This is a genomic window from Alcaligenes sp. NLF5-7 (genome assembly GCF_024266725.1).
Lineage (GTDB): Bacteria > Pseudomonadota > Gammaproteobacteria > Burkholderiales > Burkholderiaceae_B > Alcaligenes > Alcaligenes phenolicus.
Window position 1 is genome coordinate 3,900,078 of the sequence record NZ_CP100755.1, and the last position, 14,093, is coordinate 3,914,170.

At 56.3% G+C, this 14,093-nt stretch carries 13 protein-coding genes; 3 read left to right on the forward strand and 10 right to left on the reverse strand.

Going from position 1 to position 14,093, the window contains the following annotated elements:
• Window positions 1-168 precede the first annotated feature (168 nt).
• Window positions 169-594, forward strand: a complete 426-nt coding sequence (locus tag MID00_RS17985; protein ID WP_009453980.1) for a universal stress protein — start codon at window positions 169-171, stop codon at window positions 592-594.
• Window positions 595-650: 56 nt separating this feature from the next.
• On the opposite strand, the gene MID00_RS17990 is transcribed toward MID00_RS17985, so the two are convergent.
• The 5 genes from MID00_RS17990 to MID00_RS18010 all read right to left on the reverse strand — a co-directional run bounded on the left by MID00_RS17990 (window position 651) and on the right by MID00_RS18010 (window position 6,229).
• Window positions 651-1,808, reverse strand: a complete 1,158-nt coding sequence (locus tag MID00_RS17990; protein ID WP_302329845.1) for a PQQ-dependent sugar dehydrogenase — start codon at window positions 1,806-1,808, stop codon at window positions 651-653.
• A gap of 152 nt (window positions 1,809-1,960) precedes the next feature.
• Window positions 1,961-3,358, reverse strand: a complete 1,398-nt coding sequence (gene fumC / locus MID00_RS17995) for a class II fumarate hydratase (protein ID WP_254499252.1) — start codon at window positions 3,356-3,358, stop codon at window positions 1,961-1,963.
• A gap of 50 nt (window positions 3,359-3,408) precedes the next feature.
• On the reverse strand, window positions 3,409-4,452 hold the full coding sequence (locus MID00_RS18000; RefSeq protein ID WP_009453973.1) for a type I glyceraldehyde-3-phosphate dehydrogenase: 1,044 nt from the start codon (window positions 4,450-4,452) through the stop codon (window positions 3,409-3,411).
• A gap of 13 nt (window positions 4,453-4,465) precedes the next feature.
• Window positions 4,466-5,254 (reverse strand): SDR family oxidoreductase, encoded by a 789-nt coding sequence (locus tag MID00_RS18005; RefSeq protein WP_021446592.1) that lies wholly within the window; start codon window positions 5,252-5,254, stop codon window positions 4,466-4,468.
• Between the two features lie 3 nt (window positions 5,255-5,257).
• Complete coding sequence (locus MID00_RS18010; protein ID WP_254499253.1) at window positions 5,258-6,229, reverse strand: D-2-hydroxyacid dehydrogenase; 972 nt, start codon at window positions 6,227-6,229, stop codon at window positions 5,258-5,260.
• Window positions 6,230-6,383: 154 nt separating this feature from the next.
• Here MID00_RS18010 and MID00_RS18015 point away from each other — a divergent pair, with 154 nt between their 5' ends.
• The gene (locus MID00_RS18015) at window positions 6,384-8,294 is read left to right on the forward strand and encodes a S9 family peptidase (protein ID WP_254499254.1); all 1,911 of its coding nucleotides are present in this window, start codon (window positions 6,384-6,386) and stop codon (window positions 8,292-8,294) included.
• 60 nt (window positions 8,295-8,354) lie between these two features.
• Entirely contained in the window at window positions 8,355-8,969 is a 615-nt protein-coding gene (locus MID00_RS18020) for a glutathione S-transferase family protein (protein ID WP_060185070.1), read from the forward strand.
• Window positions 8,970-9,214: 245 nt separating this feature from the next.
• Here the strand turns inward: MID00_RS18020 and MID00_RS18025 are convergent, their stop codons facing one another.
• From MID00_RS18025 to MID00_RS18045, 5 genes are all read right to left on the reverse strand, one after another.
• Window positions 9,215-9,916 carry an ABC transporter ATP-binding protein gene (locus MID00_RS18025; RefSeq protein WP_009453966.1) on the reverse strand — a complete coding sequence of 234 codons (702 nt, stop codon included), beginning with the start codon at window positions 9,914-9,916 and terminating at the stop codon, window positions 9,215-9,217.
• Window positions 9,917-10,681, reverse strand: coding sequence for a high-affinity branched-chain amino acid ABC transporter ATP-binding protein LivG (livG, locus tag MID00_RS18030; protein ID WP_035271558.1), 765 nt, complete (start codon window positions 10,679-10,681; stop codon window positions 9,917-9,919).
• Window positions 10,678-11,901, reverse strand: a complete 1,224-nt coding sequence (gene livM, locus MID00_RS18035; protein WP_115633651.1) for a high-affinity branched-chain amino acid ABC transporter permease LivM — start codon at window positions 11,899-11,901, stop codon at window positions 10,678-10,680. Before livM ends, livG begins: the two co-directional genes overlap by 4 nt.
• Window positions 11,901-12,830, reverse strand: coding sequence for a high-affinity branched-chain amino acid ABC transporter permease LivH (gene livH / locus MID00_RS18040; RefSeq protein ID WP_009453959.1), 930 nt, complete (start codon window positions 12,828-12,830; stop codon window positions 11,901-11,903). Before livH ends, livM begins: the two co-directional genes overlap by 1 nt.
• 104 nt (window positions 12,831-12,934) lie before the next feature.
• A complete protein-coding gene (locus tag MID00_RS18045; RefSeq protein WP_035271556.1) occupies window positions 12,935-14,056 on the reverse strand; it encodes a high-affinity branched-chain amino acid ABC transporter substrate-binding protein in 1,122 nt (373 codons plus the stop codon).
• Window positions 14,057-14,093 lie beyond the last annotated feature (37 nt).

The window sequence follows — 14,093 nt, forward strand, 5'->3', positions numbered from 1 at the left end:
GGGTGATGTGGCATCCATACCGAGATCATACGGTTATGATAGAACAGTCTTTAGCAAATAGCGGTGGGTCTTGATACTGATCAAGCTGGTCTGCGCGCTTATTCTGTAATGTCCTAGTAGAAGTTATTGCTTCATACTTAAACAGTTCACACACTACAAGAGGTCTTCATGCTTAATGTTCTCGTTCCTGTCGATGGGTCTGATGCTTCCACTCGTGCTTTGAAAACCGCCGTGGACATCCTAACGGGCAAACCAGAAGCCACTTTGCACGTGCTGGCTGTTCCTACTCCGATCGTGTCGGGTAACGTCAAACGCTTTTTCTCGGAAGATGTGCTGCAGGCTTACTACCAGGACGAAGGCAGCAATGCGCTCCTGCCCGCTCGTTCCGTACTCGCCGGTTCTCCCCTGAAAATCAAGGAAAGCATTATTGCCGGTAATGCCGCCCAAACGATTAAAGAATATGTAGAGAAAAACCAGATCGATCACATTGTGATGGGTACGCGCGGCTTGAGCGCCCTGCCCGGCCTGGTGCTGGGTTCGGTCACGACCAAGGTGCTGAGCCTGGTGAATGTGCCAGTAACCTTGATCAAGTAATTGAGCTGACTGCTCAGTCTGTACAGGCCGTCCTTGTGACGGCCTTTTTTAAGGGCTCAAGGCTTGGGCTGAATGCGCAGTAGCTGGCCGTCGCTTTCGTCGGTCAGCACATAGACATCGCCATCCGGCCCGACACGCACATCCCGGATACGCTGCTTCAAGTCTTGCAGCAAGCGCTCTTCACCGACGATGTGGCCGTCCTCTTCATCAAATTCCAGACGAATCAAAGCTTGTTCTTTCAAGGCACCTACAAACAGGCTGTGCTGCCAGTCCGGGACGCGTTCGTTGTTATAGAAAGCCATGCCGCTGATGGCGGGCGAGACTGACCAGTAGTGGAAAGGCTCGGTCAGCCCCTCAAGCGGTGTGGGGCTGGCGTTGGGAATGGGTTTGCCGTCATAGCCTTGCCCTTCGGTACGCAAGGGCCAGCCATAGTTGGCGCCGGCTTGAATCCGGTTCAGTTCATCGCCGCCTTGCGGGCCATGTTCAGCCACCCACAACTCGTTTGTCCAAGGGTTCCAGGCCATGCCTTGCGGGTTGCGGTGGCCATAGCTCCAGATTTCTGCTCTGGCACCACGTTGACTGCGGAAAGGATTGTCGCGCGGCACAATGCCATCCGGGCGAATACGCACGACTTTACCTTGCAGGTGATCCAGCTGCTGAGCCGTGGCCGGCTGATTGTTCTCGCCCAGGGCGATATACAGGTCTCGTCCCCCGGGATCAAAAGCCATACGCACACCATAGTGCTGTCCGGTGGACAAGGCCGGTTCCTGACGGAAAATCGGGCGGAAGGCGTCGATGCGTTTCAAGTCCGACGACAGCACGCCATAACCGACGGTGGTGGCCGAGTTCTGTTTGTCGCGGCGCTCGGCATAAGCCAGATAAATACGACGGCTACGGAAAAAATCCGGGGCCAGAGCGACATCCAGCAAGCCCCCCTGGGACTGCGCATGGACTTTAGGTACACCGGCAATCGGTTCGGACAAGCCGTTTTCCTGAGTCCAAACACGCAGGCGGCCTGGGCGCTCGGTAATCAGAATGCCGGCATTATTTGGCAAAAAAGCCATGGCCCAAGGGTGTTCCAGCCCACTGACCAGGGGCTCAACCGAGACAGCCGGTCCGCTGATGGCAGGAACAGGTTCAGATTGTGCCTGGGCCGATACTGTGGCCGTGGCTACGGCCAGACCCAGCACGGTGGCTGCAAATGCAGAGGACAAACTGAAGGTTTTCTTTATACGCATAAGGCAGTGAAAGGCAGATAGGTGGGATGGAACACTCCCCTACTCTTTCATAGGGACAAATGGCTACGCTGTTTACGTAGTCGCCCCGTTGAAGGGGCGAATACGCTCAAGCACAAGCGAGGCTGAATTTAGCCTGGGTGGGTCATATCCAGTGGCACAATCCACTGATCGTACTGCTCGTTAGTCAGATAGCCGGATTTCAGGGCGGACTCACGCAGGGTCAGGCCTTCCTTGTGGGCTGTCTTGGCAATGTAGGCGGCCTTGTCGTAGCCGATGTGACGGTTCAGGGCGGTGACCAGCATCAGGTTCTGGTCCAGATTGTGCTGGATCTTTTCCATGACAGGCTCCAGACCTTGAGCACAATGCTCGTCAAAAGCCAGGCATGCGTCGCTGATCAGGGCAATGCTTTCCAGCACATTGTGCACCATCACAGGTTTGTAGACGTTCAACTGGAAATTGCCCTGGCTGCCGGCAAAGCCCACCGCCGCGTCGTTACCGTAGACTTGCACGGCCACCATGGTCAGCGCTTCGCACTGAGTAGGGTTGACCTTGCCGGGCATGATGGAGGAGCCGGGCTCGTTCTCGGGGATTTGCAGCTCGCCAATCCCGCAGCGGGGGCCGCTGGCCAGCCAGCGCACGTCGTTGGCCATTTTCATCAAGGCACCGGCCAAGGTGCGCAAGGAAGCAGACAGGTTCACCAGCGCGTCGTGAGCCGACAGTGCGAAGAACTTGTTTTCAGCCGCCTGGAATGGCAAGCCTGTGATCTTGGCAATATGGGCTGCTGTGCGTTCGCCAAACTGAGGGTGGGCGTTCAGACCCGTACCCACGGCGGTGCCGCCAATCGCCAGTTGGTAAATACCGTCCAGAGCCTTGTCCACGGTTTGCAGGCCGAAATCAATCTGCGCCACCCAGGCACCAATTTCCTGGCCCAGCGTGATGGGCGTGGCATCTTGCAAGTGGGTACGGCCGGTTTTTACAATGCTGTTGAATTGTCTGGCTTTGGCGGCCAGAGTGTCGCGCAGTTGGCCTACGTCTTTGCGCAGGCGGCGCTGACATTCCAGACCCACGGCAATGTACATGGCGGTAGGAAAGGTATCGTTGGAGGATTGGCCGCGGTTCACGTGGTCATTCGGGTGGACGGGCTTTTTGCTGCCCTTCTCGCCACCAGCCAGCTCAATGGCGCGGTTGGAGATCACCTCGTTCACGTTCATATTGCTTTGCGTACCAGAACCGGTCTGGAACACAACCAAGGGGAACTCGGTATCCCACTGGCCTGCAATCACTTCATCAGCCGCTTTGACAATCAGCTGGGCCAGTTCGTCGGGCAATTCGCCCAGTTCCTGGTTGGCCAAGGCTGTGGATTTTTTCAGGATGCCCAGCGACTCGATCATGCTGCGGCCCCACTGGAAGCGGTCTCGGCCAATCGGGAAGTTCTGGATCGAGCGCTGTGTCTGTGCGCCCCAATAGTGGTCAGCGGGAACCTCAATGGTTCCCATGGAATCCTGTTCAATACGTGTCGTACTCATCATGGCTCCTGTAAGAATTCGGAAGACAGTTCAGTTTGAAAATGGGGTGTTCACGGCTGGCGCATAAAGCGCGCAGCCCACACACAGGCAATATCAAGCATGCGGTTGGAAAACCCCCATTCGTTGTCAAACCAGACCAGCATATTGACCAGCCCATCCCCATTGGTTCGGGTTTGCGAGCCGTCCACGACTGCAGAGTGTGGATTGTGATTGAAGTCGATCGAGGCATGGGCCTGATCGGAATAGTCCAGAATACCAGGCCATTGCTGCGCCGCTTTCTGGAACAACTGGTTGATTTCATCCCGGCTGGTGTCGCGTTCCAGGTTGACCATCAGATCAATGGCCGACACGTTCAAGATAGGGACGCGTATGGATTTGGCCTGAACTTTGCCTTTTAATTGCGGTAACAGCCGCTCTACGCCAGTTGCCAGCCCAGTAGAGACTGGAATCATGGATTGCAAGGCGGAACGGGTGCGGGCCAGATCGCTGCTGTGGTAGCCATCGATCATGGGCTGGTCGTTCATCACCGAGTGCAGCGTGCTTAAAAAGGCGTGACGTATGCCGAAAGTCTTATCCAGTTCCGCCAGAACCGGGATGATGGCATTGGTGGTGCAGGAGGCGTTGGAGACAATCCGTTCGTCGCCTTGCAACTGTTCATGGTTAATACCCAGCACAGCGGTGAAATCCACGTCCTGGGCACTATTGCCGGGATTGGATAGCAGCACACGCGGGCAACCGGCGTCCAGAAATTGCTGCAGCTGGGCTCGACTGCCAAAGGCGCCACTGCATTCGATCAGCATGTCCAGATCCAGCGCCGCCCAGTCTATGGATTTGGGGTCGGTTTCATGCAGCACCCGGATGGCCTTATCCCCCACAATCAGCTCGTGTTCGTTGTGCTCTACCTGGGCCGGAAATACGCCATGGGTCGAATCAAAGCGCGTCAGATACGCCATGGTGGCTATGGTGGCGGGCTCGTTAATGACCACGACATCAAATTCCTGGCGTCGTGGGGATTCGTAAATGGCGCGCAGCAGGCAACGGCCTATGCGGCCATAGCCATTGATCGCGATGCGGATGGGACGAGGTAGCGGCATGGTCAGGGAACAATCAGAAAGTAATGGAGAAACCGCCGTCTACAACCACGATATGGCCATTGACATAGGAAGCAGCCGGAGAGGCCAGGAACACAGCGGCAGCGCGGATTTCGTCCGGCTTGGCCCAGCGTCCCAAGGGGTTGCGGCCAACCACTAAAGGACCTTTGACGGGGTCTTGAGCCAGGGCGGCATTGGTTTCCGTGGCAAAGGTACCGGGGGCGATGCCATTGCTGGTAATGCCCTGCCCGCCAAATTCTACGGCCAGTGCTCGTACCATGCCGGCCAGACCCTGCTTGGCAACCGGGTAAATAGCGTCGCCTGGGCGAGCCAGCGGGCCTGCAATGGAGGTCAAGGTCACAATACGGCCGTGCCGGGTCTGAGCCTTGAGCATGGCTTGGGCCGCGTACTTGGACAGTTTCAGCGTGGCCAGCAGGTCTACATTCAGCAAATGTTCCACATCGTCCCAATCGGCATCCTGCAAGCGGCTGCGTAGTCGCACGCCCACATTGTTCACCAGAATATCGGGAGTGCCGACGCGCTGGCACAGGGCTTGATAGGAGTCTGGCAAGGAGTCCAGATCGGCCAGATCATGTTCCCAGGTATCAACCTGGGCACCGCCAGCTGCAAGCTCGTTGGCAAGAGGCAGGAGTTTACTGGCCTTACGACCATGCAAAATCACATGGGCGCCATGGGCGGCGTAGGCACGGGCGATTTCCAGGCCCAGACCGGCGGACGAGCCGGTCACCAGCGCACAGCGACCAGCGAGGGAGAAATTGGCTTGGTAGGAGCTTAAATCAGTCATTATTTACAGCGTATGGCGTGCTTGGCCGCGGTGGAAAGCAACAATGTTTTCGATCAACTGGTTTGCCAGGGCCTGCATGGCCTCCTGACTGGCCCAGCCTATATGCGGCGTCAAAATGTAATTGGGTAAGTCTAACAAGCGCATCAGGATATGGTCAGCGGGTGGCGGCTCGGGCGTGCAAACATCAATGCCTGCACCACCCAGCCAGCCCTGCCGCAAGGCGTGCTCGAGTGCCTGATTGTCGATCAGCCCGCCACGGGCGGTATTGATCAGCAAGGGGCGGCGTGGGGCCATACGCTCGAACTCGGCCATGCCCAGCATGTTTTGTGTTTCAGCAGTCAGGGGGCAATGCAGGGAGAGGACGTCGGCTTGCTCCAGCACTTGCTCAAAGGGCAAGCGGTCATCCGCATTGCTGACGATGGTCTGGCCACGGCGTTGAGCAAAGATGACTTTCATGCCCAGGGCTCGCCCCATGGTGGCGACGGCCTGCCCCAGAGATCCAGAGCCAATCAGCCCTAAGGTGGAGCCTGCCAGATCACGGATGGGATAGTCGAAATAACAGAACTGCTGGGCTTCTTGCCAGCGGCCTTCCTTGACGGACTGGCGGTAGGCGCAGATATTGCGGCGCAAGGCAAAGATCAGGGCAAAAACGTGCTCCGGAACACTGCGCACGGCGTAGTCGCGGACATTGCTGACCACAATGCCGCGTTCACGGGCGGCATCCAGATCAATATTGTCGCTACCCGTGGCGGCCAATGCGATCATTTTCAAGTTGGGCGCGGCCTGCAAATGCTCGCGGCGGAGTGCCACTTTATTGCTGATGACAATGTCGGCATCGGCAATACGTTCGGCCACTTGATCGGGAGCGGTACGTCCGTAAACTTGCAGTTCATGCTTAAAGGGAACCTGCGGCAGCTCTACGCTGTCTGACAGTGTTTCCCTATCCAGAAAAACGATACGAGTCAAAGAAGTCATGCCTGTCCTTGTCCTTGAGCTGCCCCTGGCATTCTGGCCCTATTTTCAGAGGGTTCTTGCCTTTGCTTGGGACCATCATCCGATATAGTAATGGGATTGATACAGGCTTGTCCCTGGTCTCACCCTCATAACCCTGTTTTATAGGTTATTGCTTATGCTCTTGTCCCTCTTGCTCTCTTTGGGCGCCCACGCCCTGATACCGGATAACGTCGCGAGCACCACTCCCCCACTGTACGACATTCGGGACTTCTTTCAGAATCCCAAGCGTAGCGGTTTCCGGATTTCGGATCAGGGGCGCATGATCGGCTTTATGGAGCCCGTCAAGATCGACGGTCACCCCGCCCGTCAGAATATCTTTGTGCAAGAGTTAAAAGGCAGTGAGCCTGTGGGCGAGGCTCGCCGCGTCACCGCCGAACATCAGCGCGATATTGCCGAGTACTTCTGGAAAGGCGATGAAACCGTTATTTATGCCAAGGACGTCAATGGCGATGAGAACTATCACGTTCTGGCGGTGAACGTGCTGACTGGCAAAGTCACGGACCTGACGCCGCTGGAAGGCGTACGTGCCGGGGTGCAGGACGATTTGCCGGACGACCCGGAGCATATTCTGGTGTCGCACAACGGCCGTAATCCGGAAGTATTCGACGTCTACAAGGTCAATGTCCTGACCGGTGAAAGCACATTGGCGGCCGAGAACCCCGGTGATGTGCTGGGCTGGAGCACAGACCACCAAGGTCGGGTGCGCATGGCGATTTCGATCTCGGGCGTGGATTCCGAACTGCGTTATCGCGACAGCGATTCCGAGCCGTTCCGCAGCATTTTGCAAACGGACTTCCGCACGGAAGTCAGCCCTCTCTTTTTTCATGCCGACAATCAGCGCTTCTACGCCTTGAGCAACCGTGGTCGTGACACCTTGGCCTTGGTCTTGATTGACCCTGCCAAGCCGGATGAAGAAGAAAAAATCTACGAATTACCCGATCACGATCTGATGGGAGCTGGCTATTCTCGCCTGCGTCAGGTGCTGACTTCAGTGGATTATTACACCGACAAACCCGGTCAGCATTTCTTTGACGAGCACAGCGAGAAAATTCACGCCGCCATCGCCCGCCAATTGCCGGGCTACGAGATCAGCATTCAGTCCATCACACGCGATGAAAAGAAAATGATTGTGGCCAGCTACAGCGATCGCAATCCAGGCTCACGCTACCTTTACGATGTGGACAGCAATAGCTTGCACAAACTGGCTGTAATCAATAGTGCCTTGCCGGAAAGCGATATGGCGGTCATGCACCCTATCGAATTTACGGCACGTGACGGCATAAAGATTCACGGCTACCTGAGCCTGCCTTTGGGTGTCCCCAGCCGTAATCTGCCTGTGGTCATCAACCCGCACGGCGGCCCGTGGGCGCGCGATTACTGGGGCTTTAACCCCGAGGTGCAGTTCCTGGCCAACCGTGGCTACGCCGTCTTGCAAATCAACTTCCGTAGTTCGACCGGTTATGGACGCAAGTTCTGGGAAGCGGGTTTCAAGCAATGGGGCCTGAGCATGCAGGATGACATTACCGATGGCGTTCAGTGGCTGATCGATCAAAAAATTGCTGACCCCAAGCGCATCGCCATTTACGGCGCCAGCTACGGTGGATACGCGACCTTGGCCGGTATCGTGAAAACCCCGGACTTGTACGCTGCGGCGGTGGACTATGTGGGTGTATCCAACTTGTTGACCTTCATGAATACCATCCCGCCGTACTGGAAGCCTTTGCTGGTGAAAATGCACGCCATGGTAGGTGATCCGGAAAAGGATAAAGAGCTGCTGGAGGCCAACTCCCCCGTTTTGCACGCCGACAAGATCCGTACTCCCTTATTTATCGCCCAGGGCGCACACGACCCACGGGTGAACAAGGCAGAAAGTGATCAGATGGTTGCCGCTTTGAAAGCGCGTGGTGTGGATGTGGAGTACATGGTCAAGGATAACGAAGGCCACGGCTTCCATAACGACGAGAACAAGTTCGAGTTTTACGAACGTATGGAGCGTTTCCTGGCTCGCCACCTGCAGCCTCGATGATTTTGGAGTGGCGCGACAAGCTCGCGCCATTTGTTTATCGCACTTTTGGAAAGAGAGCTTATGAAACTGTATTACATGACTGGTGCTTGTCCTTTGGTGACCCGCATTGCATTGGAGTGGATAGGCAAGCCGTTTGAATCCCAGCGCGTCAGCCGTGACGAACTGCAGCAAGAAGAATTCCTGAAACTGAACCCCAACGGCGCTGTGCCTGTTCTGGTCGATGGTGATCTGGTTCTGACACAAAGCATCGCCATTCTGGAATACCTGAACGAGAAGAACCCGCAAGCCAATTTGATTGGCAGCACCATCGAACAACGCTTTGAAGCCCGCCGTTGGCTGGCCTTCCTCAACGCCGAAATCCACCGCAACGTGGGTGTGGTGTTCGGTACGCATCGCTACGCGGATCAGGAAGCAACTCAGGCCGAGGTCAAGGCCAAGACCGCTGCCTTGCTGACCAAGCAACTGGGCGTGATCGACAAGCACCTGGAAGGTAAAGAAACCTTGTCGGGCTCCTTGTCCGTGGCTGATGCTTACCTGTACGTGGTACTACGCTGGGCTGCTCTGATGAAGCTGGACCTGTCGGGCATGAAGAACCTGAACGCCTTCTTTGCTCGTATGGAGCAGAACGAAGGTGTGAAGGCGGCACTGCGCGGCGAAGGCTTGTTGAAGGATTAAGTCGTTTCGCAGCTAGCGATATCAGGTTTCAGGGGATGCTGTCGTGTTCTGCTCCCCTGAAGCGTACGGCAAGCATATCGATAGCTTTTAGTTCTGGTGCGGATGGCCTTGTGTTGACTTGTCACCCGAAAAAAAACCTGAATCCAGCAAAAGCTGCGATTCAGGTTTTTTTTCAAGCACGTAAATTAAAGCGGTGCTTTAAATCGATGACGCTCTACCGCTTTGAGGCTGCATTCGCTGGCTGTCTAAGCCCCCAGATAAGCCTTCCGAATATCCGGATTCGCCAGTAGATTGGCCCCGGTATCCTGCATCACCACCTTTCCGGTTTCCAGCACATATCCACGGTCTGCGACTTGCAGGGCCTTGTTGGCGTTCTGCTCTACCAGAAACACCGTCACGCCTTCATCTCGAATGGTACGGATGATGTCAAAGATCTGGGCGATGATCAGCGGGGCCAGGCCCAAGGTAGGTTCGTCCAGCAGCAGCAAGGACGGTTTGCTCATCAGTGCGCGACCGATGGCCAGCATTTGCTGCTCACCACCTGACATGGTTCCTGCTCGTTGTGCAGCGCGTTCTTTCAGGCGGGGGAACAGTTTGTAGACGTGTTCCTCTCCTTCGTCGATCTCGCTGCGGTTCAGAAAGAAACCGCCCATCTTCAGGTTTTCCGACACGGTCAGGTCTGGAAAGACGCGACGGCCTTCAGGAGAGATGGCGATGCCTTTGCGCATGATGCGGTGCGTATCGGCGTGGGTGATGTCCTCGCCCATGAAGCTGATGCTGCCCGAGCTGGCTCGGGGCGAGCCGCAAACGGTCATGAGCAAGGTGGTTTTGCCAGCGCCGTTCGCGCCAATCAGGGTGACGATCTCGCCCTGATTCACGTCCACGCTAACTTGATCCAGCGCCTGAATAGCGCCGTAATGGGTAGATACGGAGTCCAGCTTCAGCACTTATTCTTCCCCCAGATAGGCTTTGATGACGCGCGGATCATTGCGCACTTCTTCAGGCAGGCCAGTGGCAATGGGTTTGCCATATTCCATAACCAGGATCCGGTCTGATACGCCCATAACCAGGCTCATATCGTGCTCGATCAGCAGGACGGCCACGCCAAATTCGCGGCGCAGTTGGTCGATCAGGGCTTGCAGATCGCGTTTTTCTTGGGGGTTCAGGCCCGCCGCAGGTTCGTCCAGCATCAGCAAGCGCGGCTGGGTGATCATGCAACGTGCAATTTCCAGGCGGCGCTGGTGGCCGTAGGCCAGGTTGCCCGCTTCACGGTTGGCCATATCGGTCAGGCCCATGAAGTCCAGCCATGTCACCGCACGCTCTTTAGCTTCCTTTTCGGATTGCTTGTAGCGTGACAGGTTCAGCAGACCGGACAAAAAGCCGGCCTTGAGCTGGCTGTGCTGGGCAACCAGCAGGTTCTCCAGCACCGTCAGCTTCTTGAACAGACGTACGTTCTGGAAGGTACGTACCAGGCCTTTTTGTGCCACTTTGTGGCTGGACAGGCCGTGGATGGGTTGGTCTTCCAGGGTGACAGAACCGGAAGTGGGCTTGTAAAAGCCGCCTACGCAGTTAAATACCGTCGTTTTCCCGGCGCCGTTGGGGCCGATGATGGCAAACACTTCGTCTTTAGCCACATCGAAGCTGACGGAGTCCACCGCCAGCAAGCCACCAAAACGCATCGACAGATCGGATACTCGGAGTAATGGGCTCATGCACGCAACTCCACATGAGGACGTTGCACAGGCAGCAGGCCCTGTGGACGCCAAACCATCATGGCCACCATGACCAGACCAAAAATCAACATCCGATACTCCGCGAACTCTCGGGCCAATTCAGGGACCACTGTCAGCACAATAGCAGCCAGAATGACGCCGATTTGTGAACCCATACCACCCAGCACCACGATGGCCAGGATCAAGGCGGATTCAATAAAGGTGAAGGACTCCGGGTTGACCAGACCCTGACGGGCGGCAAAGAAAGCACCACCAAAACCGGCAAACATGGCGCCCATGGTAAAGGCGGACAGTTTAATGGAAGTGGGGTTCAGGCCCAGCGAACGGCAAGCAATCTCGTCTTCGCGCAGGGCTTCCCAGGCACGGCCAATAGGCATGCGCACCACACGGCTGGAAACCAGCAAGGTGATCAGGGCCAGCGCCAGGGCCATCAAGTACAGATACACCACCACGTCCTGGTTGCTGAAGGTCCAGCCCATCAGGTCGTGGAAGGTGGTCTGCCCTTCCGGTGCACGGCGTGCCATGGGGAAACCGAATACGGTTGGCTTGGGGATACCGGAGATGCCATCCGGGCCGCCGGTCAGGTCATACATATTGATGAGCAAGAGGCGAATGATTTCACCAAAACCCAGGGTGACGATAGCCAGATAGTCGCCGCGTAAGCGCAGCACGGGGAAACCTAGCAGGAAGCCGAACAGGGCTGCCATACCACCCGCTAATGGCAGTGCTTCCCAGAAGCCCCAGCCCGCATAGTGATAGAGCAAGGCGTAGGTGTAGGCACCCACGGCATAAAAGCCCACGAAACCCAGGTCCAGCAGGCCGGCAAAGCCCACCACGATATTCAGCCCCAGGCCCAGCATGATGTAGATCAGCACCAAGGTGGCAATATCCACCTGAGCACGACCACCAAAAAAGGGCCAGACCACGGCACAAGCGATCACGATGTACAGCAGGATCTTCTTGTGCTGCATGCTCAGTTTGGGCAGCGTCCAGCGGCTTTCACGTATCTTGGTGCGATTGACGTTAGGACGGATCAGCTGGACCACAAAGACCAGTGCCATACCGATCAGAATGATCTGCCAATCGCTTTCCAGATGGGTGTTCATCCCGGCGCGCACAATTTGCAGGCCAAAGACGGGAGCCACAATAATGCCTGCCAAGACAGCGGCGATAAATGCATTGCTAAAGCGGTTCATCATCAGACTTTCTCCACCTCGGGTTTACCCAGCAGGCCCGTTGGGCGGAACAGCAGGATAAAGACCAACAGTAAAAAGGCCACGATGTCCTTGTACTGCGACGAAATAAAGGCAGCGGCAAAGGTTTCTGCCAGACCCAGCAGGACACCGCCCAGCATGGCGCCCGGGATGCTGCCAATACCGCCCAGCACGGCTGCCGTAAAGGCCTTGATACCGGCAATAAAGCCGATGAAGGGGTTCAGCTTGCCAATGGCGGTGGCAATCAGCACGCCGCCCACGGCAGCCAGCATGGCGCCGATGACAAAGGTAAAGGAGATGATTTTATTGGTGTCGATACCCAGCAGGTTGGCCATGCGCAAGTCTTGTGAACATGCACGCGAGGCGCGACCCAGACGCGAGTACTTGATGTAGAGGCTGAGCATGATCATCAGCACCACGGTCACGACAATGATCATGACGCGTGAGTAAGGCGCCGTGACGGTAAAGCCGTCTGCGCCCAGGCTGAACTGAAAGGAGCCGGACAGCAATGTGGGCACTGCCATATCGCGTGCGCCCTGGCCCAGGGCAACCCAGTTCTGCAAGAAAATGGACATACCAATGGCCGAGATCAGCGGGACCAGCCGAGGGCTGCCACGCAGCGGCGCATAGGCAACTTTTTCAATCGCATAGCCGTAAACCGCGGTTACCAGGATGGCAACCAGCAACATGATAAGAATGATCAGCCAGATAGGCAGACCCGAGCCTACGCCAATCGCAGTCAGGGTTACCAGCCCGACATAGGCACCGATCATGTAGATCTCGCCGTGGGCAAAGTTAATCATTCCGATAATGCCATAGACCATTGTGTAGCCGATGGCGATCAGTGCATAAATAGCGCCCAAGGATAATCCATTGAACAGCTGCTGCACGATCTGAGGGAGTAAATCAGACATGCTTGTTTTTTTCCGTTGAGTCCGTCGTTTTGTTCTAAGGCTTTGTGGGCATCCAAAAGCAATGCCCCCGTTCTTCGTAAAGAGCGGGGGCACATAATCCAGTCTTATTTCTCAACTAGATCAAAGTTACCTTCTTTATCCCACTTGAAAACGGCAAATTCGAAATGCTTCAAATCACCCTTGGCGTCGTATTCTACCTTGCCAATGGCGGTATTGAACGCATTAGCGTGCATGTAGTCGGCTCCCTTGGCCGAATCTTCGCCTACCGCATTGATCGTGTCAGCAATAATTTGTACCGCCGCGTAGGCCGGGAAGGTAAAGGCCCCGTTAGGATTGCGCTTGTATTTGCTGAAGTTCTCCATCACGTCCTTGTTGGCCGGCATCTTGGTGAAGTCGGTTGGCAAGGTCACCAGCAAACCTTCCACTGCCGGACCGGCAATGGCGACCAGGTCGCGGTTGGCAACGCCTTCCGGACCCATGAAGGTGTTGGTCATGCCTTGTTCACGCGCCTGACGCAGCAGCAGGCCCAGCTCGGCATGGTAACCACCGAAATAAATCAGATCGGGGTTCACGCCCTTGAGCTTGGTGATTACGGCCGAGTAATCGCTGTCACCGACGTTAATGCCCTCGTACATGACAATGTTCATGTTCTTTTTCTTGAGCGCGTCACGCACTTGCGTGGCAACACCGGAGCCGTAAGTCTGCTTGTCGTGCAGGACGGCAATGCTCTTGGGCTTGAGGACGTCAGCAATGTAGTCGGCCGCAAAGGGGCCTTGCTGGTCGTCACGACCAATGGTGCGGAAAAAGTAATGGGGCTTGATAGTGTCGGTGACCAGAGGCGAGGTCGCACCGGGAGTAATCGCCACAATGCCTTCCTGCTCGTAAATGTTCACGGCAGGCACCGTGGTTCCCGAGCACGCGTGGGCCACGGCGAATTTCGCGCCGGAGTTGACCACACGGTTGGCTGCAGGCACCGCCTGTTTGGGTTCGCACGCATCGTCAATCAGGACGGCTTCCAGCTTTTTGCCTTTGACACCCCCTGCTGCGTTAATCGCGTCAATTGCGGTCAATGCACCGGCCTGGATTTGGTCACCATATTGGGTGGAGGGACCAGTCATGGGTTGAGGGATACCAATTTTGATGGTGTCCGCCGCATAGGCGGTGCCCATGGCCAGTACGGTGGCCAAGGCGGTCAGAGCGGGGGTAAAGCGTCGAGTAAGGGTCATAGCAGCTGTCTCCCGAGGCCGGGGGTTCCCGGCATTG

Excerpts from the sequence above, each read along its gene's own strand:
- MID00_RS17985 (WP_009453980.1), top strand. The coding sequence starts at position 169 with ATGCTTAATGTTCTCGTTCCTGTCGATGGGTCTGATGCTTCCACTCGT.
- fumC (WP_254499252.1), bottom strand. The coding sequence starts at position 3,358 with ATGAGTACGACACGTATTGAACAGGATTCCATGGGAACCATTGAGGTT.
- MID00_RS18000 (WP_009453973.1), bottom strand. The coding sequence starts at position 4,452 with ATGCCGCTACCTCGTCCCATCCGCATCGCGATCAATGGCTATGGCCGC.
- MID00_RS18005 (WP_021446592.1), bottom strand. The coding sequence starts at position 5,254 with ATGACTGATTTAAGCTCCTACCAAGCCAATTTCTCCCTCGCTGGTCGC.
- MID00_RS18010 (WP_254499253.1), bottom strand. The coding sequence starts at position 6,229 with ATGACTTCTTTGACTCGTATCGTTTTTCTGGATAGGGAAACACTGTCA.
- MID00_RS18015 (WP_254499254.1), top strand. The coding sequence starts at position 6,384 with ATGCTCTTGTCCCTCTTGCTCTCTTTGGGCGCCCACGCCCTGATACCG.
- MID00_RS18020 (WP_060185070.1), top strand. The coding sequence starts at position 8,355 with ATGAAACTGTATTACATGACTGGTGCTTGTCCTTTGGTGACCCGCATT.
- livG (WP_035271558.1), bottom strand. The coding sequence starts at position 10,681 with ATGAGCCCATTACTCCGAGTATCCGATCTGTCGATGCGTTTTGGTGGC.
- livM (WP_115633651.1), bottom strand. The coding sequence starts at position 11,901 with ATGATGAACCGCTTTAGCAATGCATTTATCGCCGCTGTCTTGGCAGGC.
- livH (WP_009453959.1), bottom strand. The coding sequence starts at position 12,830 with ATGTCTGATTTACTCCCTCAGATCGTGCAGCAGCTGTTCAATGGATTA.
- MID00_RS18045 (WP_035271556.1), bottom strand. The coding sequence starts at position 14,056 with ATGACCCTTACTCGACGCTTTACCCCCGCTCTGACCGCCTTGGCCACC.